The organism is Pseudomonas sp. SWRI92 (genome assembly GCF_014268685.1).
In the GTDB taxonomy this organism is placed as follows: Bacteria; Pseudomonadota; Gammaproteobacteria; order Pseudomonadales; family Pseudomonadaceae; genus Aquipseudomonas; species Aquipseudomonas marvdashtae.
The window spans coordinates 1-19,712 of sequence record NZ_JABWQY010000007.1; the positions used below are offsets into that span (position 1 = coordinate 1).

General features: G+C 60.9%; 17 protein-coding genes and 1 tRNA gene. 10 read left to right on the plus strand and 8 right to left on the minus strand.

Going from position 1 to position 19,712, the window contains the following annotated elements:
• Positions 1-143 precede the first annotated feature (143 nt).
• The 5 genes from HU762_RS13035 to HU762_RS13055 all read right to left on the minus strand — a co-directional run bounded on the left by HU762_RS13035 (position 144) and on the right by HU762_RS13055 (position 3,904).
• Positions 144-219, minus strand: a tRNA-Gly gene (locus tag HU762_RS13035).
• A gap of 63 nt (positions 220-282) precedes the next feature.
• Entirely contained in the window at positions 283-843 is a 561-nt protein-coding gene (gene pgsA, locus HU762_RS13040) for a CDP-diacylglycerol--glycerol-3-phosphate 3-phosphatidyltransferase (protein WP_039589536.1), read from the minus strand.
• Positions 844-875: 32 nt separating this feature from the next.
• The gene (uvrC, locus tag HU762_RS13045) at positions 876-2,699 is read right to left on the minus strand and encodes an excinuclease ABC subunit UvrC (RefSeq protein WP_186637425.1); all 1,824 of its coding nucleotides are present in this window, start codon (positions 2,697-2,699) and stop codon (positions 876-878) included.
• 2 nt (positions 2,700-2,701) lie between these two features.
• Complete coding sequence (gene uvrY / locus HU762_RS13050) at positions 2,702-3,343, minus strand: UvrY/SirA/GacA family response regulator transcription factor (RefSeq protein WP_003200277.1); 642 nt, start codon at positions 3,341-3,343, stop codon at positions 2,702-2,704.
• A 126-nt stretch (positions 3,344-3,469) separates the two neighbouring features.
• Positions 3,470-3,904, minus strand: coding sequence for a GNAT family N-acetyltransferase (locus tag HU762_RS13055; protein WP_186637427.1), 435 nt, complete (start codon positions 3,902-3,904; stop codon positions 3,470-3,472).
• Positions 3,905-4,545: 641 nt separating this feature from the next.
• On the opposite strand from HU762_RS13055, the gene HU762_RS13060 reads away from it, so the two are divergent.
• Complete coding sequence (locus tag HU762_RS13060) at positions 4,546-5,616, plus strand: 3-deoxy-7-phosphoheptulonate synthase (protein WP_186637429.1); 1,071 nt, start codon at positions 4,546-4,548, stop codon at positions 5,614-5,616.
• A gap of 38 nt (positions 5,617-5,654) precedes the next feature.
• On the opposite strand, the gene HU762_RS13065 is transcribed toward HU762_RS13060, so the two are convergent.
• Complete coding sequence (locus tag HU762_RS13065) at positions 5,655-6,698, minus strand: hypothetical protein (protein WP_238340382.1); 1,044 nt, start codon at positions 6,696-6,698, stop codon at positions 5,655-5,657.
• Positions 6,699-7,025: 327 nt separating this feature from the next.
• Here HU762_RS13065 and HU762_RS13070 point away from each other — a divergent pair, with 327 nt between their 5' ends.
• The 6 genes from HU762_RS13070 (at position 7,026) to HU762_RS13095 (ending at position 13,949) form a co-directional block, all read left to right on the plus strand.
• Complete coding sequence (locus HU762_RS13070; protein WP_186637431.1) at positions 7,026-7,910, plus strand: triacylglycerol lipase; 885 nt, start codon at positions 7,026-7,028, stop codon at positions 7,908-7,910.
• Between the two features lie 74 nt (positions 7,911-7,984).
• Complete coding sequence (locus HU762_RS13075) at positions 7,985-8,266, plus strand: peptidylprolyl isomerase (RefSeq protein ID WP_186637433.1); 282 nt, start codon at positions 7,985-7,987, stop codon at positions 8,264-8,266.
• Positions 8,267-8,393: 127 nt separating this feature from the next.
• The gene (locus HU762_RS13080; protein WP_186637930.1) at positions 8,394-10,262 is read left to right on the plus strand and encodes an extracellular solute-binding protein; all 1,869 of its coding nucleotides are present in this window, start codon (positions 8,394-8,396) and stop codon (positions 10,260-10,262) included.
• The gene (locus tag HU762_RS13085; protein WP_186637437.1) at positions 10,262-11,320 is read left to right on the plus strand and encodes a microcin C ABC transporter permease YejB; all 1,059 of its coding nucleotides are present in this window, start codon (positions 10,262-10,264) and stop codon (positions 11,318-11,320) included. The genes HU762_RS13080 and HU762_RS13085 overlap by 1 nt, the downstream gene beginning before the upstream one ends.
• Entirely contained in the window at positions 11,320-12,342 is a 1,023-nt protein-coding gene (locus tag HU762_RS13090) for an ABC transporter permease (RefSeq protein ID WP_186637440.1), read from the plus strand. The genes HU762_RS13085 and HU762_RS13090 overlap by 1 nt, the downstream gene beginning before the upstream one ends.
• A 26-nt stretch (positions 12,343-12,368) precedes the next feature.
• Positions 12,369-13,949, plus strand: coding sequence for an ABC transporter ATP-binding protein (locus HU762_RS13095; RefSeq protein WP_186637443.1), 1,581 nt, complete (start codon positions 12,369-12,371; stop codon positions 13,947-13,949).
• A 5-nt stretch (positions 13,950-13,954) separates the two neighbouring features.
• Here HU762_RS13095 and HU762_RS13100 read toward each other — a convergent pair whose 3' ends face one another.
• Both HU762_RS13100 and HU762_RS13105 read right to left on the minus strand, forming a co-directional pair.
• Positions 13,955-15,289, minus strand: coding sequence for a methyl-accepting chemotaxis protein (locus HU762_RS13100; RefSeq protein WP_186637446.1), 1,335 nt, complete (start codon positions 15,287-15,289; stop codon positions 13,955-13,957).
• A 145-nt stretch (positions 15,290-15,434) separates the two neighbouring features.
• A complete protein-coding gene (locus HU762_RS13105) occupies positions 15,435-15,650 on the minus strand; it encodes a TIGR02450 family Trp-rich protein (RefSeq protein WP_186637449.1) in 216 nt (71 codons plus the stop codon).
• A 166-nt stretch (positions 15,651-15,816) separates the two neighbouring features.
• Here HU762_RS13105 and HU762_RS13110 point away from each other — a divergent pair, with 166 nt between their 5' ends.
• The 3 genes from HU762_RS13110 (at position 15,817) to HU762_RS13120 (ending at position 19,700) form a co-directional block, all read left to right on the plus strand.
• Complete coding sequence (locus tag HU762_RS13110) at positions 15,817-17,232, plus strand: sigma 54-interacting transcriptional regulator (RefSeq protein ID WP_186637463.1); 1,416 nt, start codon at positions 15,817-15,819, stop codon at positions 17,230-17,232.
• Between the two features lie 292 nt (positions 17,233-17,524).
• Positions 17,525-18,916 (plus strand): GntP family permease, encoded by a 1,392-nt coding sequence (locus HU762_RS13115; RefSeq protein ID WP_186637466.1) that lies wholly within the window; start codon positions 17,525-17,527, stop codon positions 18,914-18,916.
• 7 nt (positions 18,917-18,923) lie between these two features.
• A complete protein-coding gene (locus HU762_RS13120) occupies positions 18,924-19,700 on the plus strand; it encodes a 3-hydroxybutyrate dehydrogenase (protein ID WP_186637468.1) in 777 nt (258 codons plus the stop codon).
• Positions 19,701-19,712 lie beyond the last annotated feature (12 nt).

A 19,712-nucleotide genomic window follows, 5' to 3' on the forward strand; every position in this document is an offset into this window, starting at 1 on the left:
CCTTGCCGGGTGTGTAGAGGACTTGCACCTCCAAGTCACCAGCGTGGCCACCACAGCCAAGCTGGTTGCGCTTACGCGCAACGCGCCATGCCTGGCGCACGCATAAAAAAAGCCACTCATCTGAGTGGCTTTTTTTGGAATCTTGGAGCGGGAAACGAGACTCGAACTCGCGACCCCGACCTTGGCAAGGTCGTGCTCTACCAACTGAGCTATTCCCGCGTCTTGGTGTGGCGCATTCTATAGAATCGAAACACGCCGTCAACCCTTTGATTCAAAAAAAGTTTATTTCGGATCAACGTCAGTCCGCAGGTGCGGCCAGGCGGCGCGCAGGTATTGGACCATCGACCACAGCGTCAGGCCAGCGGACACCAGCAGCAATCCGTAACCCAGCAGCACCCAGAAGGTGAAGTCCGACGGGTTGGCCAGCAGGATCACCAGGGCCAGCATTTGCGCGGCGGTTTTCCATTTGCCGAGGTTCGACACCGCGACCTGGGCGCGTGCGCCCAGCTCGGCCATCCATTCGCGCAGGGCCGATACGACGATTTCCCGCCCGATGATCACCGCCGCCGGCAGGGTCAGCCAGAGGTTGCCGTGTTCCTGCACCAGCAGCACCAGGGCGACGGCGACCATCAGCTTGTCCGCCACCGGGTCGAGGAACGCGCCGAATGGCGTGCTCTGTTCCAGGCGTCGGGCCAGGTAGCCGTCGAGCCAGTCGGTCGCGGCGGCAAAGGCGAAGACCGAGGCGGAGGCCACATAGCTCCAGTGATACGGTAAATAGAACAGCAATATGAAGATCGGGATGAGCAGGACGCGTAGAACGGTAATCAGGTTTGGGATATTCATCGGCACAACTGGCTACGAGGTTGACGGGCATTCTACTCGCTATGCAGGTTTGCATAAATCGACTCAGCGAGCTTTTTACTGATACCGGGTGCTTTGGCTATCTCCTCGATGCTGGCACGAGACAGTTCCTGCAATCCACCAAAATGTTTCAACAAATCGCGTCGGCGCGTCGGGCCAACCCCTGCCACGCCCTCCAGCGTTGAGGTTCGGCGGGTTTTGCCACGACGTGCACGGTGTCCGGTAATGGCGAAGCGGTGAGCTTCGTCGCGGATCTGCTGAATGAGGTGCAGCGCCGGCGAATCCCCTTTCAGGGTGAACTCATGGGCCGCGTCGTTCAGGTACAGCGTCTCGAATCCGGCCTTGCGCGTCGCACCCTTGGCCACGCCAAGCAAGATCAGGTCCGGGACCGACAACTCATTGAGCACGTCGCGGGCCATGGACAGTTGCCCTTTGCCACCGTCCACCAACAGGATGTCCGGCAACTTGCCCTCCCCGTCCTTCAGCTTGCCGAAGCGCCGCATCAGCGCCTGGTGCATGGCTGCATAGTCATCTCCCGGAGTAACGCCCTCGATGTTATAGCGCCGGTAATCCGACTTGATCGGACCTTCCGGACCGAACACTACGCAGGAGGCGACAGTCGCCTCGCCGCTGGAATGGCTGATGTCGTAGCACTCCAGTCGCTGTGGCGGCTCATCCAGGTTGAGAACGTCAGCCAACGCCTCGAATCGCGCGGCAACGTGCTGGCGATTGGCCAACCGCGCGCCGAGGGCCTGTTCGGCATTGGTCACGGCCAGTTGCTGCCAGCGCGCCCGGGTGCCGCGCACGCGATGGCTGATGGTCAGTTCGCGACCACGGAGCTTATCAATGCCTTCGATCAGCGCGGGGAAATCTTCGTGGACGACGTTGACGATCAACTCGCTGGGCAAGTCGCGTTCCGGGCTGCTGATGTAGTACTGGCCCAGGAACGCCGCCATCACCTCGGACACGTCCTCCTCGATCCCCACCTGGGGAAAGAAATTCTTGCTGCCCAGCACTCGACCGCCCCGCACGCTGATCAGGTGGACGCAGGCGCCGCCCGGGTTGATGAATGCGGCTACGACATCGACATCACCGCTGCCGCCTTCCATGCTTTGCTGATCCTGCACGCGGCGCAGCAGGCCGATCTGGTCACGCAGTTCCGCGGCCCGCTCGAATTCAAGATTGACCGCCGCGTCTTCCATGGCTGCCGACAGCTCATCGGTCAGTGCATTGCTGCGGCCTTCCAGGAACATCACTGAGTGACGCACGTCCTCGGCATAGACCTGCGGCTCGACAAACCCAACGCAAGGCGCCTTGCAGCGCTTGATCTGGTACTGCAGGCAAGGCCGGGTGCGATTTTTGTAGTAACTGTCTTCACACTGGCGAACGAAGAAGGTTTTCTGCAGCAGGCTCAGGCTTTCGCGAATCGCCCCGGCGCTAGGATAAGGACCGAAATAGCGTCCCTTGGCCTTCTTGGCTCCGCGATGAATGCTCAGGCGCGGAAACGCCCCGTCGGACAGGAACACGTACGGGTAGGATTTGTCATCGCGCAGCAGGATGTTGTACGGCGGGCGCCATTCCTTGATCAGCGTCTGCTCCAGCAGCAACGCCTCGGTTTCATTGGCGGTGATGGTGGTTTCGATTTGCGCGATACGCCCTACCAGGGCGGCAGTCTTCGGCGCCAGGCCGGTCTTGCGGAAATAACTGGCCAGGCGCTTCTTGAGGTTCTTGGCCTTGCCGACGTAAAGCAGGCGCGCCTCGCTGTCGAACATGCGATACACGCCGGGACGGCCGCTGCAGGTGGACAGGAAGGCACTTGGATCAAACAGTTCAGTCATTTTCAGGCGCTGGCGTCGACCATGCCATGGCGCACCGCCAGCAGCGTCAACTCGACGTCACTGCTGATCGAAAGCTTCTCGAAGATACGGTAACGGTAGGTATTGACGGTCTTGGGCGACAGGCACAGCTTGTCGGAGATGATTTGGACCTTTTGGCAGCCGACGATCATCAGCGCAATCTGGATTTCTCGTTCGGACAGCGCATCGAAGGGCGAATCGTTGGTCGGCTGGAAAGACTTGATTGCCAACTGCTGGGCGATCTGCGGGCTGATGTAGCGCTGCCCGGCAAATACCAGGCGGATAGCCTGGACCATCTCGTTCAAACCGGCGCCCTTGGTGAGATAACCCGCGGCGCCCGCCTGCAACAACCGGGTGGGGAACGGATCTTCTTCGCAGACGGTCACCGCAACGACCTTGATATCCGGATGGCTGCGCAGCAGTTTACGCGTGGCCTCGAGGCCGCCGATGCCCGGCATCTTGACGTCCATCAGCACCACGTCGGGTTTCAATTCACGTGCCTTGATCAGGGATTCTTCCCCGGATTCGGCCTGGCCAACTACCTGCAGGCCATCGATGTCAGCCAGCATTCGTGTAATGCCCGTACGGACGAGATCATGGTCGTCGACCACTAACACCCTAATCAAGCAGACACCTCACGATTTGGTCTTATATGGGTTGCCCACACCTTAGCAAAAAAGCGTTCGGCAGACCTAGCGCAAACAGGCAGATAAAAGTTACAACACATCTTCGCTGGCCTGATATCCGAAGATTCAAGCATCGACGTCTCGCTGCATTCTCAGGAAACACTCATCCTCACCGACAACGCGCAGTTTCATGCGCTCATAGAGAGCCCTGGCTGGATTGTCATTGAATACGGTCAGTCGCAACGCCGGTCGCCGCTCAAGCCCCACCAGGTCCCAAACCTGTCCGATCGCCCAGGTTCCGGCACCCTGCCGACGAAACGCCTTGTCGATCTGCAGTTCCCGGATATAAAGGGCACGAGCGTCACGGCTAAGGCTGACGAAACCCAGCGCCTGGCCGTCACGCTGGATAATCCAATTCTGGCGAATGACCCAGGCCAGATCGAACGCTTCGTCCTGCCACAGCAAATCATGGCGCAGATAGTAGGGAAGCATATTGTCGCAAGTCAGTTGCCGGGCGTATTCGATGTCATTGGCCTCGGCCGCACGCCATTCAAAGCTCATGGAAACCTCGTCAAAGTGCTGGCACTGGCAGGACTTGCCCCGCCCCATGCTGCCTGGCATAAGTCTGTCATAAAGCCAGTCGGACTCAAGCGCGGCGAATGCTTTCGCTAGCCGATAGAATTTTGTTATTGAAGGCCCGCACCACGCTCGGGTAAGCTCAAGTCCATTCATCGGAGACAAATCATGTTCGACGCCCTAGCACCGCTTCAAACCGCCAGCGCCCCGCGCTCGGTTGCGGCTGCCCGAGTGAACGGCGTGCAGACTCCAGTCAGCTTTTATTTTGGGTATTGGTTTAGCCACTGGCGCGCCTGATACCCAACCGGCGGCCATTTTAAACGGGTCGCCTACCAGAGTTTTCCAAACCCCCGGTCGGCCTCCCGACCGGGGGTTTTGTTTTTCCGGCCCCTGACATTTGCGACACCAGACAACTTGAGGATCGAGCCATGAATTACACCACTTATTACCGTAACGACAGTTTTTCCGCCTGGCGATTTACCAGCCACCGCTCGGGACAGCCTGCCGCCTCCGATCGGTCACCTACCGGTGGCAAGCCAACATTGCGGGCCATTACGGCCAATTGTCGAACACCCCAGTAGGGCCGGCGCGGGAACGAACCCGCTGCTCGCCCAGGAAGCCAGATCATGAATTCGTCCATCGCCGCTTTGCCGCTGTCCACGCTCAACCCTGCCAACGAAGCCCTGACGCTGCGTCTGCCAAGCTCGTTGCAACTCAAGCACCAATTACCGCTCAGCGCCGCGTTGAGCCATCAAGTGAATGCCCATCGCCAGGCCATCCGCGCGATCCTCGACGGTGAGGACTCCCGCCTGCTGGTCATCGTCGGGCCCTGCTCGATCCACGACCCGAAATCCGCCCTCGAATACGCCGCCAACCTGGCTCGCCTGGCCCACGAAGTGAGCGACAGCATGCTGCTGGTCATGCGCGCCTACGTGGAAAAGCCCCGCACCACCGTGGGCTGGAAAGGCCTGGCCTACGATCCTGGCCTGGATGGCAGCGATGACATGGCCACCGGCCTGACCGTGTCCCGGGAGCTGATGCGCGAAATGCTGCAGTTGGGCTTGCCCGTCGCCACCGAACTGTTGCAACCCATGGCCGCCGGCTACTTCGACGACTTGCTCAGTTGGGTCGCCATCGGCGCCCGCACCACCGAATCACAGATTCACCGGGAAATGGCCAGCGGCCTGGGCATGCCGGTCGGCTTCAAGAACGGCACGGACGGCGGGGTCGGCATCGCCTGCGACGCCATGCGTTCGGCTGCCCATCCCCACCGGCATTTCGGCGTCGATAGCCAGGGACATCCGGCAATCATCCAGACCCAGGGCAACCCCGACACCCACTTGGTACTGCGCGGCGGCCATAGCGGTCCCAACTACGATCACCAGAGCGTGGCCCAGATACACAAGGACCTCACGCGCCTCAAGATCCCGACTCGCATCATGGTCGATTGCAGCCACGCCAACAGCGGCAAGGATCCGCTGCGTCAGCCCCAGGTGTTCAACGAGGTGCTGGAACAACGACTGCAAGGCAACCGCGCCCTGATCGGCATGATGCTGGAGAGCCACCTGTTCGAAGGCTGCCAGCCACTAGGCCCGGCGATGCGCTACGGCGTATCGGTCACCGACGGGTGTCTGGGCTGGGAGTCCACCGAGCAACTGCTGCGCCAGGCGCATCGCCGATTGCGACTGGGGATCTGATCTTGCGTGGCAAGCCCTCCCTGAAGGCAGGGCTTTGCTCAACGAACCTGAAAAGTAAGATCCGGGGATCGCTGACTGACATCATCCAGACGCTCAACCTGATAGAACACGCTCACTGATCTGTTGCGTTGCGCCTGCCAAAAGTCAATCGGTACAGTAAAGACCACCGGTTGGCCTGCTGTCGCCTCGGTGATTTCCCGCTCGTAGACAGTGAATCCGGCTCCGTTACACTGAAACCAGACCCATTCGCCCGCCTCCAGCCCAACGCCATCGATGACGACTGTCGCCGCGCCCGGGAGCACGTCGACATCCAGCCAGCCCTCGCCTAGCTCCTGTACGCGGGGCGCTTGCAGGGCGGGACGCACCAGAGGACCTATCCGGATAGACAACGGCTCGGCACGGCGCACCGAATGCCCGCGCCTGACGACATAGCTCAGGGTCAGCGAGTGCCCGAGGTGAGGAGCAATGAGCGAGTGTTCGATCCAGAACGATACCGTACGGCCCACCGCATGGGCCTCGATATCCAGCACATCCCGCCACAACGGCTTGGAATCCCGACTGGCGATGAGGATCAACCGATCTCCTGCCGCCATCTTCGAATAGGGCCGCACTGTCAACGACGTCCCCTCCGGTACCCGTCCCGGGTCAAGACTGCCGCCGACCGCATCATCCGCGATGGGTGGCAACAAATGCGGTGACACATCGCCGATTTCCAATTGAAGAGACTGTGACGCCCATGCGGCCGGAATTTGTCTGCCGACTACCTGATAGGAAATTTCCAGCGAACCTCCTTCCAACTCAGCGATATGGTCTCCGCGCACTACAAAAACGATGTCGTGCCCAACCTGTCGTTCCGTGACAAACCGGCGAACCTCGTGCTGGTATGGCTCGCCTTCATTATTGAGTCCATGCCAATACAGCAGCAGTTCATCGCCACACGTCATCATTGGGTACGCCTTGACCGTGATGACAGCCTTGCGCCAGGCGGGATCTATCACGCCTTCTCTGGCCTTCGCAAATATGGGCGCCGATAGCCGGCGCGGTAGAGGCCTGCTTTTATCAGCAGGCGATTCAATGGTCATTTTTCCAGACTCCAGTCCTTTGGATAAAGGTGCCGTTTCCTGGGAACGGCACCGGAAGGACCATTAGAAACTCTTGTGCCCAAACATACAGTCAGACAAGACGACACCGGGCGTAGCCTCCTGCGCCAGTACCTGTCGCTTCAAAGGGCAAAGGCCATCGGACGCATCTAGCGATCGTGGGAGCGGTCCGACTTCTCCGGAAAATATCCCGCGTTATTTACTCCACTTTCCGCAGCTAGCAGCGGTTTCGTCCTACACCGCCCAGTGATGGCCTGGATTAGAGTGGACCGGCAACTCCACGTGAACCTCTTCGAAAAAGGTACGAACATGCAACGGAATGCAACCACCCGCTTTCCCATCCTCTTGGTCCATGGTTTGTTCGGGTTCGATAGAATCGGTACGTCCGAACTCTTCCACGACATCAGACAGGCATTGCTTACCGCTGGCGCCCGAGTGTTCATCCCGTACCTGTCGGCCACCCATTCCAATGAGGCACGCGGCGCACAGCTGCTCGCACAGATTGAACGGGTCCTGGAGCGAACCGGTGCGGCCAGGGTCAACCTGATCGGCCACGGCCAGGGTGCGCTGGCCGCCCGCTATGCGGCCGCGTTGGCGCCTGACAGCGTCGCCTCGGTGACGTCCGTCAGCGGGCCCAACCACGGGTCCGAGCTGGCGGATTACTTGCGCAAGGCCCTGACGCCTGGGCGCCTGCCGGAGCATGTGGCTAATCGGGTCGCCACCCTTTTCGCCGATTTCATCTCATCGATCAGCGGCCAGACGCAGCTGCCGCTGAACGCCATCGCGGCACTGTCAGCGCTCACCACCGAAGGCGTAGGCGCGTTCAATGACAAATACCCTCAGGGTTTGCCCAAGACTTGGGGGGGCAATGGTCCGCAGTTGGTCAACGGCGTTCGCTATTATTCCTGGAGCGGCACGGTGCAAGACGCTGCTGACCAAACCTGCGCTGCCACGCCAGCCCCCTTGCATGCTTTCTGTAGGGCCTTTTCCGAATACTTCATCACTGAGGCCGGGCAGAACGACGGCGTCGTCGGACGGTTCAGCTCGCATTTGGGCAAGGTCATTCGCTCCGACTATCCAATGGACCACCTAGGCGCCATCAACCAGACGGCCTGCGCGGGCCAGCAACAGGTTATCAACTCCACGGAGCTCTACATCAAGCACGCCGAACGCCTGCGAATCGTCGGGCTTTGACGCAATTTTGACAACAAACCCGTACTGATTCCGGTAGGCTGAGCACTTTTAAAGACATTGAAAGGAAATTTCCCATGGCCAAAGCCACTGCCCGCCACATCCTGGTTTCCAGCGAAGAAAAGTGCAACGAACTCAAGACCCAGATTGAAGGCGGCGCTGATTTCGCCGAAGTTGCCAAGGCCAACTCCTCGTGCCCATCCAGCCGTCAGGGCGGCGACCTGGGCTCATTCGGTCCTGGCCAGATGGTCAAGGAATTCGACACCGTGGTGTTCAGCGCCCCGATCAATGTGGTCCAGGGCCCGGTCAAGACTCAGTTCGGCTACCACCTGCTGGAAGTGACCAGCCGCCAGGACTGATCCCGATTGATCTACATGACGGCCCGCCTTTCGGTGGGCCGTTATGTTTATGACTCGAGGGGCTGGCGATCAGCTCGCCGCTCGGGTACAAATCGTGGTCACCTATCACCCGGCTTTAAGGCTGACAATGCGACTGGCGTTTCCCTCCTGGCTATTCACTGCGGTGGTCCTGCTGACAGGCGCTGCAAGCGTGAATGCCGCACCCGAACATGCCCTGACGGTTTATGGCGAACCGGCCAAGTACGCCGAAGGCTTCAGCCACTTCGCCTATGCCAACCCCCAGGCGCCCAAGGGCGGCACGATGCGCCGCTCAGCCATGGAAATCGGCCACTTCGACCATGTGCTGCCGTACATCGACAAAGGTATCGGTGTCAGCCAGGTCGATGGAATGCTTTATTCGCCGCTGGCCCAGCGCTCATTGGACGAGCCCTACACCGTCTACGGGCTGGTCGCCGAGAAGATGGAACGCGCCGAGGATGGTCTGTCCCTGCGTTTCTACCTTAATAGCAAGGCCCGTTTTGCCGATGGCAAGCCCATCACTGCGCAAGACGTGCGCTACAGTTTCGAGCTGCTGATGACCCAGGGCAGCCTGCGCTATCGCACACAATTTGCCGCCGTCAAAGGCGTCGAGGTGGAGTCCGAACGCACCGTTCGCTTCGACTTCAAGAACAACGAAAATCGCACCCTGCCCCTGGACATCGCCACCCTGCCGGTCTTTCCCGAGCATTGGTGGAAGACCCGTGATTTTGCCAACGGAGGCGGCTACGAAGCGCCTCTGGGCAGCGGCCCGTACCGCGTAAGCAAAGTCGACTCGGGGCGCAGCATTACCTTCCAGCGCAATGCCGATTGGTGGGGCAAGGACCTGCCGGTCAGCCGCGGGCTCTACAATTTCGACCGTTTCAGTATTGAATACTTCGGCGACACCGATGTCGCCCGGCAGGTCCTGCGCGGCGGCGCGTACGACTATAACCGTGAGTTTTCCGCCACCGGTTTCTCCATTGGCTATGACAGCCCGGCCTTGCACGACGGCCGCTTGCAGAAAGCCCACCTCGCCACCCAAGCGCCCCAGCCGGCCCAAGGCTTCGTGTTCAATCTGCAGCGTCCACAGTTCCAGGACCGTCGCGTACGCCAGGCGCTGGCGATGCTCTGGGATTTCGAGTGGAGCAACCGCCAGATGATGCGCAACCTCTACGTGCGTCAACAGAGCTACTTTTCCAACACCGATCTCGCCGCCCGGCAACTGCCCGATGCGGGTGAACTGGCGATCCTCGAACCGTTGCGCGGCAAAATACCCGATGAGGTGTTTACTCAGGTATTTCAGGCACCGAAGACCGACGGCAGCGGCGTCATCCGTGACAAGCAACTGCAAGCCTTGACGCTGCTGGAGCAGGCGGGCTGGAAACCCGACGGCGACCGCCTGGTGAACGCTGAAGGCGAGGCCCTGAGTTTCACCTTCCTGGTCACTCAGAACGGTATCGATCGCTTGCTGCTGCCGTACAAGCGAACCCTGGCGCAGATCGGCATCGACATGAGCATCCGACGCATCGACTCGTCCCAGTACGTCAATCGCCTGATGAGCCGCGACTACGACATGATCATCACCGGCTACCCCGTGAGCACTTCGCCGGGCATGGAGCTCTACAATTACTTCGGCTCCGCGGCGGCCAACGACCCGGGCGCGAACAATTACATGGTGCTGCAGGACCCCGCCGTCGATGCCCTGATCGATGGCCTGGTCAAGGCCACCACCCAAAGCGATATGCTCCGCCATGCCCACGCGCTGGACCGGGTGCTGCAATGGAATTACTACTGGATCCCCAACTACTATCCGCCGGGCAGTTCGACCGTGTGGTGGAATCGCTTTGGCATGCCGAAAATCCAGGCGAGCAATGACGAGGCCATCGAAAGCTGGTGGGAAGTCAGCACCACGCCGCTGACCAACGAGCAGATGACCGCTGAACGGATCAAGCGTGGCACACCGGGAGGGCATCGTTGATGTGGGGTTATATTGCGCGGCGCCTGCTGCTGATCATCCCCACGCTGGTGATCATCCTGCTGGTGAACTTCGTCATCGTCCAGGCCGCACCGGGCGGACCGGTGGAACAGGCCATCGCCCAGCTGCAAGGCGTCGGTGGCGCCAGTGTCGGCAGCTCGGGCAACGCCATGACCGGCAGCTCCCGCGCCAGCCGTGGCCTGGACCCGCAACTGATCAAGGACATCGAAAAACAGTACGGCTTCGACAAGCCGGCCCACGAACGCCTGTGGCTGATGCTCACCAGTTACGCCCGCCTGGACTTCGGCAAGAGCTTTTTTCGCGGTGCCTCGGTCACCGACCTGATCCTGGAAAAAATGCCCGTGACCATCTCCCTCGGGCTCTGGGCGACACTGATCACTTACCTCGTGTCGATCCCCCTGGGCATTCGCAAAGCCGTGCGCCACGGTTCGGCGTTCGATGTCTGGAGCAGCACCGCGATCATCATCGGCTATGCCATGCCAGCGTTCCTCTTCGCCATGTTCCTGATCGTCATCTTCGCCGGCGGCACCTCGCTCAACTGGTTCCCGGTGCGCGGGCTGGTGTCGGACAACTTTGAATCGCTGTCGACCCTGGGCAAGATCGCCGATTACTTCTGGCATCTGGTATTGCCGGTCACGTCGCTGGTCATCGGCGGTTTTGCCACCCTGACCATCCTGACCAAAAACTCCTTTCTCAACGAAATTACCCGCCAGTACGTGGTCACTGCGCGGGCCAAGGGCATGAGCGAACGTCGGGTGCTATACGGCCACGTGTTCCGCAATGCGATGTTGCTGGTGGTGTCGGGCATTCCCCAGGCGTTCATCAGCGTGTTCTTCGCCGGTTCGTTGCTGATCGAGGTGATCTTCTCCCTCGACGGCCTGGGGCGCATGAGCTACGAGGCCGCTGTGTCGCGGGACTATCCGGTGGTGTTCGGCTCGCTGTTCATCTTCACGTTGTTCGGCTTGCTGATCAAACTCATCGGCGACCTCTGCTACACCCTGGTGGACCCACGCATCGACTTCGCCGCGAGGAACGCCTGATGTTCAAGCTTTCCCCGTTGGGCCGGCGGCGTTTCGAGCGTTTCAAGAAAAACCGTCGCGGCTGGTGGTCGCTGTGGCTGTTCATCGGTTTGTTTGTCCTGACCCTGGGCGGTGAACTGATCGCCAACGACAAGCCGCTGGTGGTGAGCCACCAGGGCTCGCTGTATTTCCCGGTGTTCAAGCGTCATACCGAGCAGGAATTTGGCGGGCAGTTGCCGTTCCAGGCCGACTACCGCAGCAACTATGTGCAGGACCTGATTCACAAGGACGGCGGCTGGCTGCTCTTCCCGCCCATCCCGTTCAGCGATGACACGCCCAACTACGATCTCAATCAACCGGCCCCCAGCCCGCCTTCGACCGTCAACTGGCTGGGCACCGATGACCAGGCCCGGGACGTACTGGCGCGGGTGATCTTCGGCGCACGGGTATCGATCCTGTTCGCCCTCGCCCTCACCACCATCAGCGCCCTGATCGGCATCGCCGCCGGTGCCTTGCAGGGTTACTACGGCGGCTGGGTGGATCTGCTCGGGCAACGCCTGCTGGAAGTCTGGTCCGGACTGCCGGTGCTTTACCTGCTGATCATCCTGTCCGGCTTCGTCGAGCCGAACTTCTGGTGGCTGCTGGGGATCATGGCGCTGTTTTCCTGGCTGGCCCTGGTGGACGTGGTCCGCGCCGAATTCCTGCGCGGGCGCAACCTTGAATACGTGAAAGCAGCGAGGGCCTTGGGCCTGACCGACCGCAAGGTGATCGTGCGGCATATCCTGCCCAACGCCATGAACGCCACGCTGAGTTACCTGCCGTTCATTCTCACCGGGGCGATTTCCACGCTGACAGCGTTGGACTTCCTCGGTTTTGGCATGCCGGCCGGCAGCGCGTCATTGGGTGAGTTGATCGCCCAGGGCAAGCAGAACCTGCAAGCGCCGTGGCTGGGATTGACGGCGTTTTTCACCCTGGCGCTGATCCTGTCCCTGTTGGTGTTCATTGGCGAGGCGTTGCGCGACGCCTTTGATCCACGCTCTTGAAAACAGCCATGAAGCGGAACCTTGATATGAGCGACAACCTGATCGAAATCCGCGACCTGAGCGTGGCCTTCAACGACCAGACGGTAGTAAAAAACCTGTGCCTGGACATCCGCCCCGGCGAGTGCCTGGCCCTGGTGGGCGAGTCAGGCTCGGGCAAATCGGTCACGGCGCATTCGATCCTGCAATTGCTACCCGACACCGGCACGCGCACCACCGGCAGCATTCGCTATCGAGGCCAGGAGCTGGTCGGCGCCGAGGCCAAGACGCTGCGGGAGCTGCGCGGCAACCGGATCGCGATGATTTTCCAGGAGCCGATGACCTCGCTCAATCCACTCCACAGCGTTGAAAAACAGATCGGCGAAACCCTGATGCTGCACCGGGGCCTGGGTGGCAAGGCAGCACGCCAGCGCATCCTCGAATTGCTCGCCCTCGTCGGTATCCAGAAACCCGCCGAACGGCTAAAGGCCTACCCTCATCAGTTATCCGGAGGCCAGCGCCAACGCGTGATGATCGCCATGGCCCTGGCCTGCGAGCCGGAACTGTTGATTGCCGACGAACCGACCACTGCGCTGGACGTGACGGTACAACGCAAGATTCTGCTGCTGCTCAAATCGTTGCAGCAACGGCTCGGCATGTCCTTGTTACTGATCAGCCACGACCTCAACCTGGTGCGCAGCATCGCCCAGCGCGTATGTGTGATGAAAGCCGGGGAAATCGTCGAACAAGCGCCTTGCGAAACCCTTTTCTGCGCACCCAGGCATCCTTACAGCTGCGAGCTATTGAACGCTGAACCGGAAGGCGAAGCCCTGCCCCGGGACGAACGCGAAGATGTCCTGCAGGTGGAGGATCTGCGGGTCAGCTTCCCGCTCGGCGGCGGGCTGCTGCGGCGCAAGGAATATTTACGCGCGGTGGACGGCATCAGCCTGAGCATCCAGCGTGGCAAGACCCTGGGTATCGTCGGCGAATCCGGCTCCGGCAAGTCCACCCTCGGCCAGGCGATCCTGCGGCTGATCGAATCCGAAGGCAGCATTCGTTTCCAGGGCCAGGCCTTGGAGCATCTGTCGCAAAAAGAGCTGCGGCCGTGGCGCAAGCAGATGCAGGTGGTGTTCCAGGACCCGTTCGGCAGTCTCAGCCCGCGCATGTCGGTGCAACAGATCATCAGCGAAGGGCTTGAAGTACACAGTCGGTCCAGCGCCGAGCAGTGCGAAGCCAGTGTGATCCAGGCGCTCAAGGAAGTCGGCCTCGACCCGCAGAGCCGCCACCGCTATCCCCATGAGTTTTCCGGCGGCCAGCGCCAGCGCATCGCCATTGCCCGCGCATTGGTGCTCAAGCCGGCGCTGATCCTGCTGGACGAACCGACCTCGGCCCTGGACCGTACCGTGCAAAAACAAGTGGTCGCCCTGCTCCGTCAGCTTCAGGAAAAACACGGCCTGACGTACCTGTTCATCAGCCACGACCTGGCGGTGGTGCGCGCCCTGGCCCACGACATGATCGTGATCAAGGACGGCAAGGTCGTCGAGCAAGGCGCCAGCCACGACGTATTCGACTCGCCTCAGCATCCCTACACCAAGGAGTTATTGGCGGCGGCGCATCCGGGGCAGGCCTGACTCGATCAGGCCTCGCCGCGCTGGTCCATGGCCTGGGCAAACTCGCCAATCACCTCGACCACCTGCTGCGCACCGCGGTGGATATCGAGAATGACTGTGCCCGCCTGATTCGCCAGCTTCACGCCCTGCTCTGCCTTGAGCGTACTGGACTGCATGCTGGTCACCGCCTGCTTGGCCAGTTCGCGGTTCTTGCCGACGACATCAGAAATGGCGACGGTGGCCTGGCTGGTGCGGCGGGCAAGGTTGCGCACTTCATCGGCGACCACCGCGAAACCGCGACCCTGTTCGCCGGCGCGGGCCGCTTCAATCGCCGCATTGAGCGCCAGCAGGTTGGTCTGCTCGGCGATCCCTCGAATGGCATCGACGATGCTGCCGATTTCCTCGGACTGGGCGCTCAGGGCTCCGATGCCCAAGGCGACTTGCTGCAACTCATCGGCAATGCTCTGCACCACCGTTACCGTTTGCTGGACCACCGAGGTGCCAAACTGCGTGTGTTCATCGGTCTTGCGGGACGTTTCGAAGGCCAATCGCGCCGCTTTGGATTCGGTCTGACGCTGCTCGACCTCGCGGGTGTTGTCCGTGGCGAACTTGACTACCCCATATAAACGGCCATTGGCATCGTAGAGCGGGTTGTAGGTCGCTTGCAGCCAGACCGTTGCGCCTCGTTTGTCGACGCGCTGGAAAAGCCCGCTCATGTATTGGCCACGGTTCAGCGCGGCCCAAAAGCCACGATAGGCTTCGTCCTGCACTTCGCTGGGTTTGCAAAACAGCCGGTGATGCTGGCCGAGCACTTCTTCCTGGCGAAACCCCATGACCTTGAGGAAATTCTCGTTGGCCCGCACCACGGTGCCGCTCAGATCAAACTCGATGACCGCCATGGAGCGGTCTATCGCCTGCATGAAACTGGATTCGGTTTGCGCACGGAGCACACGGTCATTGACGTCGCGCACAACCTGGATGACGCGCTGCACGCCTGCCTCGTCATCGCGCACGGGGGCATAGCTGGCTTCTACCCACATCCCGCCGCCATCGCGACGCAGATGTAAAAACCGAGCTTCGGCGGACTCGCCCTGTCCTAACCGTTGCCACAGCGCCGCGCTTTCTCGACTGCGTCCATAGGCGGGTTCGCAGAGCATCGAGTGGTGCTTGCCCAGGACCTCGTCGAGGGAATAGCCGGTCATTTTCAGAAAAAGCGGGCTGGCGCCGAGCACTTCCCCCGTTGCCGTGAACTCGACGATTGCCATCGAGCCATGAAGCGCCGCCCGCTCCGCTTCAAGAATTGCCTGCCTGGCCTGGATTTCGTGCAAGGCGTCCTTATGCTTGCGTGAACGAATGAACATGGGTACGGCTCCCGGAGGCGTTGAATGCGTGGCAATGGCCGTCTGAGAGCCTTGCCCGTGGCTGGATATTATTAAGCCATCATTCAACAAAACTTGTACAGTTTTTTATTTATGTACAAGTAATAATTGAGCCGTGAAGCGGTCATCAGCTCCAGCCCATTTTCCAACGCTTGCTATCACACAGTTCGCGCCAATCCAGCAGTTCGACGCGCGCGCTGTGAACGGCCTGCAGTTCAACCTGAATCGGCGCACCCTGCTCATCGCAAAGCAGCTGGATGACGAGAAAATGCTTCTCGCGATTGACCGGCGCGCAAGCCGTCCACTTGGAAAGCTTGAGCTTTCGGGGGTTGAATTTATTCATGGGCCGTTCCAAACCAATTCATGTACAAGATGAGCTAACTGTACAATTTTATTGAACGTTCAACCACGACGTATCAGAAGAGAGTTGATCCGCCTTCGTGCCCCGGCATAATGCCGCCGGAAGACCGATTCCGTACTGCAAGCTTCTCCTTCCAGGGAAATGGCCGATGAACCCCACCGAAAGCCTCAAGGATTACAAGCGCGTGCGCACGCTGGCGATCCGCTCGTTGTTCGAGATCATTGAACAGTCCAGCGAAGGCACGGTGATTGTCGACCGCGACGCGAATATCGTCTGGATGAACGAACGCTACGCCCGTCGCTTCGGCTTGAACTCGGCGGCCGAGGCGATCGGTCGTGCCTGTGAGAGCGTGATTCCTTCAAGCCTGCTGCGTGAGGTGGTGCGCACCGGAAGGCCGATCCTGCTGGACATGCAGGACACGCCCAAGGAGCCGCTGGTGGTGATGCGCCTGCCGATTCACGACAGCGCCGGCGCGGTGATCGGTGCCATCGGTTTTGCCCTGTTCGACGAGCTGCACAGCCTGTCGCCGATGCTCAAGCGCTACCTGAGCATGCAGGAAGAACTGGCCTCCACGCGCTCGCTATTGCGGGCGCGCCAGACCAAGTACAACTTCGCCCATTTCATCGGCACCAGCGCGGCCAGCCTCGAGGTCAAGCGCCGCGCCCGACGCAGCGCCAGCACTGACTCCCCGGTGCTGCTGCTGGGCGAAACCGGCACGGGTAAAGAGCTGCTGGCCCAGGCGATCCACGGCGCTTCGCCGCGGGCGCACAAGGCGTTCGTCAGCATCAACAGCGCGGCTATCCCGGAGTCGCTGCTCGAGGCCGAATTCTTCGGCACCGCCCCAGGGGCGTTCACCGGCGCCGACCGCAAGGGCCGCGCCGGCAAACTGCAAATTGCTCAGGGCGGCACGCTGTTTCTCGACGAAATCGGCGATATGCCGTTGCCGCTGCAAAGCAAACTGCTGCGCGTGCTGCAGGAAAAGGAATACGAACCGGTGGGCTCCAACGAGGTGCTACAAAGCGATGTCCGGATAATCGCCGCGACGTCCACTGATCTTGAGGCGGCAATCAAGCGCGGCGAGTTCCGCGCGGACTTGTATTACCGCCTCAATGTGCTGCCTATCCAAGTGCCGCCGCTGCGCGCACGCCTGGATGACCTGCCGGCCCTGAGCGAAGCGATCCTCGAAGAACTGCGCAGCCAGCACGAACTGAACCACGACGCCCTCGACCTCCTGGGCCAGCACGCCTGGCCGGGGAACATTCGAGAATTGCGCAACGTGCTGGAGCGGGCCGCGCTGCTCAGCGATAACCTGGTGCTCACTGCCGACGACATCCGCGCCGCCATCGGCACCTTCACGCCGGTGGTGCGCACCGCCAGCCCAAGCCTGGAACCAATGCCGCAGGAGACCTTCAGCCAGGCCCGGGCGCGATTCGACCGACACCTGATCGAAACCACGCTCGCGCAATGCGGTGGCAGGGTTGTCGAGGCGGCCGAGCGCCTGGGGCTGGGAAGGTCGACCTTGTACAAGAAAATGTTGGCGCTGGGGATTGCAGAGTCTCAATAAAGAGACTCTATATCTCTAAAGCAGGACAACCTTGCGAAACGCTTCGCTGGCGGACTCACTCCTGGAATTATCTAGACGCACGAGCCGAAGATCGTCTCGCCTGAAAGCAAGCTGCTCGCGAAGCAGCCAACCTCTCCCCTTATAGATCTCCAAATAGAGACAAACTATTTGGACTTCCCCGTTCCTGACAAATAATTTTTATATATTTCAAATACTTAGCGATATGGCACAGATATCGCTATAGCCCTCTCCACAGCACCACCCACAAAAATAACAATCCAGGAGACACACCATGAGTGTGATCATTGCCTTGGCAGCCCTCACGCTGCTGATGGTTGCCGCCTACCGTGGCTACAGCGTCATCCTCTTTGCCCCGATCGCCGCCCTCGGCGCCGTCCTGCTCACCGACCCATCCGCCGTTGCCCCTGCGTTCACCGGGGTGTTCATGGAAAAAATGGTCGGCTTCATCAAGTTGTATTTCCCGGTGTTCCTGCTTGGCGCCGTGTTTGGCAAGCTGATCGAGCTGTCGGGTTTCTCCCGTTCCATCGTCGCGGCGGCAATTCGCCTGCTGGGCACGCGCCAGGCCATGCTGGTGATCGTGCTGGTCTGCGCGCTGCTGACCTACGGCGGTGTGTCACTGTTCGTCGTGGTGTTCGCGGTCTACCCGTTCGCCGCCGAGATGTTCCGCCAGAGCAATATTCCCAAGCGGTTGATCCCGGCCACCATCGCCCTCGGCGCGTTCTCGTTCACCATGGACGCCCTGCCCGGCACGCCGCAGATCCAGAACATCATCCCCAGCACGTTCTTCAACACCACCGCGTGGGCCGCGCCTTGGCTGGGTGTGATCGGCACGATCTTCGTCTTCAGCTTCGGCATGCTGTTTTTGCAGCGCCAGCGCAACAAGGCCCAGCGCGTGGGCGAAGGCTACGGCACCGAGCTGCGCAACGAGCCGGAGACCGCCGAAGACATCAAGCTGCCCAACCCGTGGCTCGCCGTTTCGCCGCTGCTGGCGGTGGGGATCATGAACCTGCTCTTTACCCAGTGGATCCCGCAGTGGTACGGCAAATCCCATAGCCTGGCACTGCCGGGCATGGCGACGCCGGTGACCAGCGACATCGCCAAACTCACCGCTATCTGGGCGGTCCAGGCGGCGCTGCTGGTGGGCATCGTCCTGGTGCTGCTGTTCGGCTTCCGGGCCATTCGCAGCAAGCTGGCGGAAGGCAGCAAGAGCGCGGTGGGCGGTGCATTGCTCGCGGCCATGAACACCGCGTCGGAATACGGTTTCGGCGCGGTGATCGCTTCCTTGCCGGGCTTCCTGGTGTTGGCCGACTGGCTGAAGAACATCCCCAACCCACTGGTCAACGAAGCCGTGACCGTGACGCTGCTGGCGGGGATCACCGGCTCCGCGTCGGGTGGCATGAGCATCGCCTTGGCGGCCATGTCGGACACCTTCATCAACGCCGCCAATGCCGCCAACATTCCGCTTGAAGTGCTGCACCGGGTGGCCGCCATGGCCAGCGGCGGCATGGACACGCTGCCGCACAACGGCGCGGTGATCACCTTGCTGGCGGTGACCGGCCTGACCCACCGTGAGGCTTACAAAGATATTTTCTGTATTACGCTGATCAAGACCCTCGCGGTGTTCTTCGTGATCGGTGTGTTCTACGCCACTTGCATTGTGTGAGGTTCCCATGACAACCGCTCTTTCGGGCAAGACTGCCCTGGTCACCGGTTCTACCAGCGGCATCGGCCTGGGCATCGCCCTGAGCTTGGCCAAGGCCGGCGCCAACCTGATCCTCAACGGCTTTGGCGATGCCTCGGCGGTGATCGCCGAGGTGAAACAGTTCGGCGGCCAGGTCGGTCATCATCCGGCCGACGTCAGCGACCCGGCGCAGATTGCCGACATGCTTGCCTACGCCGAGCGCGAGTTCGGCGGCGTGGACATCCTGGTGAACAACGCCGGGATCCAGCACGTAGCCGCCGTGGAAGATTTCCCGGTGGAACGCTGGGATTCGATCATCGCCATCAACCTGTCCTCGGTGTTCCACGCCACCCGCCTGAGCCTGCCGGGCATGCGGGCCAAGGGCTGGGGACGGATCGTCAACATCGCCTCGGTGCACGGCCAGGTGGGCTCGGTGGGCAAGGCTGCCTACGTCGCCGCCAAGCATGGGGTGATCGGCCTGACCAAAGTGGTTGGCCTGGAAACCGCCACCAGCAACGTCACCTGCAACGCGATCTGCCCGGGCTGGGTGCTGACGCCGCTGGTGCAGAAGCAGATCGACGATCGCATCGCCACCGGCGTCGACCCACAACAGGCCCAGCATGACCTGCTGGCCGAGAAGCAACCGTCGCTGGAATTCGTTACCCCGCCGCAACTGGGCGAGCTGGTGCTGTTCCTGTGCAGCGAAGCCGGCAGCCAGGTGCGGGGCGCGGCGTGGAATATCGATGGTGGGTGGTTGGCTCAATAAGCCTCCCTACTG

Excerpts from the sequence above, each read along its gene's own strand:
- HU762_RS13100 (WP_186637446.1), bottom strand. The coding sequence starts at position 15,289 with ATGTTCATTCGTTCACGCAAGCATAAGGACGCCTTGCACGAAATCCAG.
- HU762_RS13095 (WP_186637443.1), top strand. The coding sequence starts at position 12,369 with ATGAGCGACAACCTGATCGAAATCCGCGACCTGAGCGTGGCCTTCAAC.
- HU762_RS13115 (WP_186637466.1), top strand. The coding sequence starts at position 17,525 with ATGAGTGTGATCATTGCCTTGGCAGCCCTCACGCTGCTGATGGTTGCC.
- HU762_RS13075 (WP_186637433.1), top strand. The coding sequence starts at position 7,985 with ATGGCCAAAGCCACTGCCCGCCACATCCTGGTTTCCAGCGAAGAAAAG.
- HU762_RS13060 (WP_186637429.1), top strand. The coding sequence starts at position 4,546 with ATGAATTCGTCCATCGCCGCTTTGCCGCTGTCCACGCTCAACCCTGCC.
- uvrC (WP_186637425.1), bottom strand. The coding sequence starts at position 2,699 with ATGACTGAACTGTTTGATCCAAGTGCCTTCCTGTCCACCTGCAGCGGC.
- HU762_RS13085 (WP_186637437.1), top strand. The coding sequence starts at position 10,262 with ATGTGGGGTTATATTGCGCGGCGCCTGCTGCTGATCATCCCCACGCTG.
- HU762_RS13105 (WP_186637449.1), bottom strand. The coding sequence starts at position 15,650 with ATGAATAAATTCAACCCCCGAAAGCTCAAGCTTTCCAAGTGGACGGCT.
- HU762_RS13070 (WP_186637431.1), top strand. The coding sequence starts at position 7,026 with ATGCAACGGAATGCAACCACCCGCTTTCCCATCCTCTTGGTCCATGGT.
- HU762_RS13055 (WP_186637427.1), bottom strand. The coding sequence starts at position 3,904 with ATGAGCTTTGAATGGCGTGCGGCCGAGGCCAATGACATCGAATACGCC.
- HU762_RS13090 (WP_186637440.1), top strand. The coding sequence starts at position 11,320 with ATGTTCAAGCTTTCCCCGTTGGGCCGGCGGCGTTTCGAGCGTTTCAAG.
- pgsA (WP_039589536.1), bottom strand. The coding sequence starts at position 843 with ATGAATATCCCAAACCTGATTACCGTTCTACGCGTCCTGCTCATCCCG.
- HU762_RS13080 (WP_186637930.1), top strand. The coding sequence starts at position 8,394 with ATGCGACTGGCGTTTCCCTCCTGGCTATTCACTGCGGTGGTCCTGCTG.
- HU762_RS13065 (WP_238340382.1), bottom strand. The coding sequence starts at position 6,698 with ATGACCATTGAATCGCCTGCTGATAAAAGCAGGCCTCTACCGCGCCGG.
- HU762_RS13120 (WP_186637468.1), top strand. The coding sequence starts at position 18,924 with ATGACAACCGCTCTTTCGGGCAAGACTGCCCTGGTCACCGGTTCTACC.
- HU762_RS13110 (WP_186637463.1), top strand. The coding sequence starts at position 15,817 with ATGAACCCCACCGAAAGCCTCAAGGATTACAAGCGCGTGCGCACGCTG.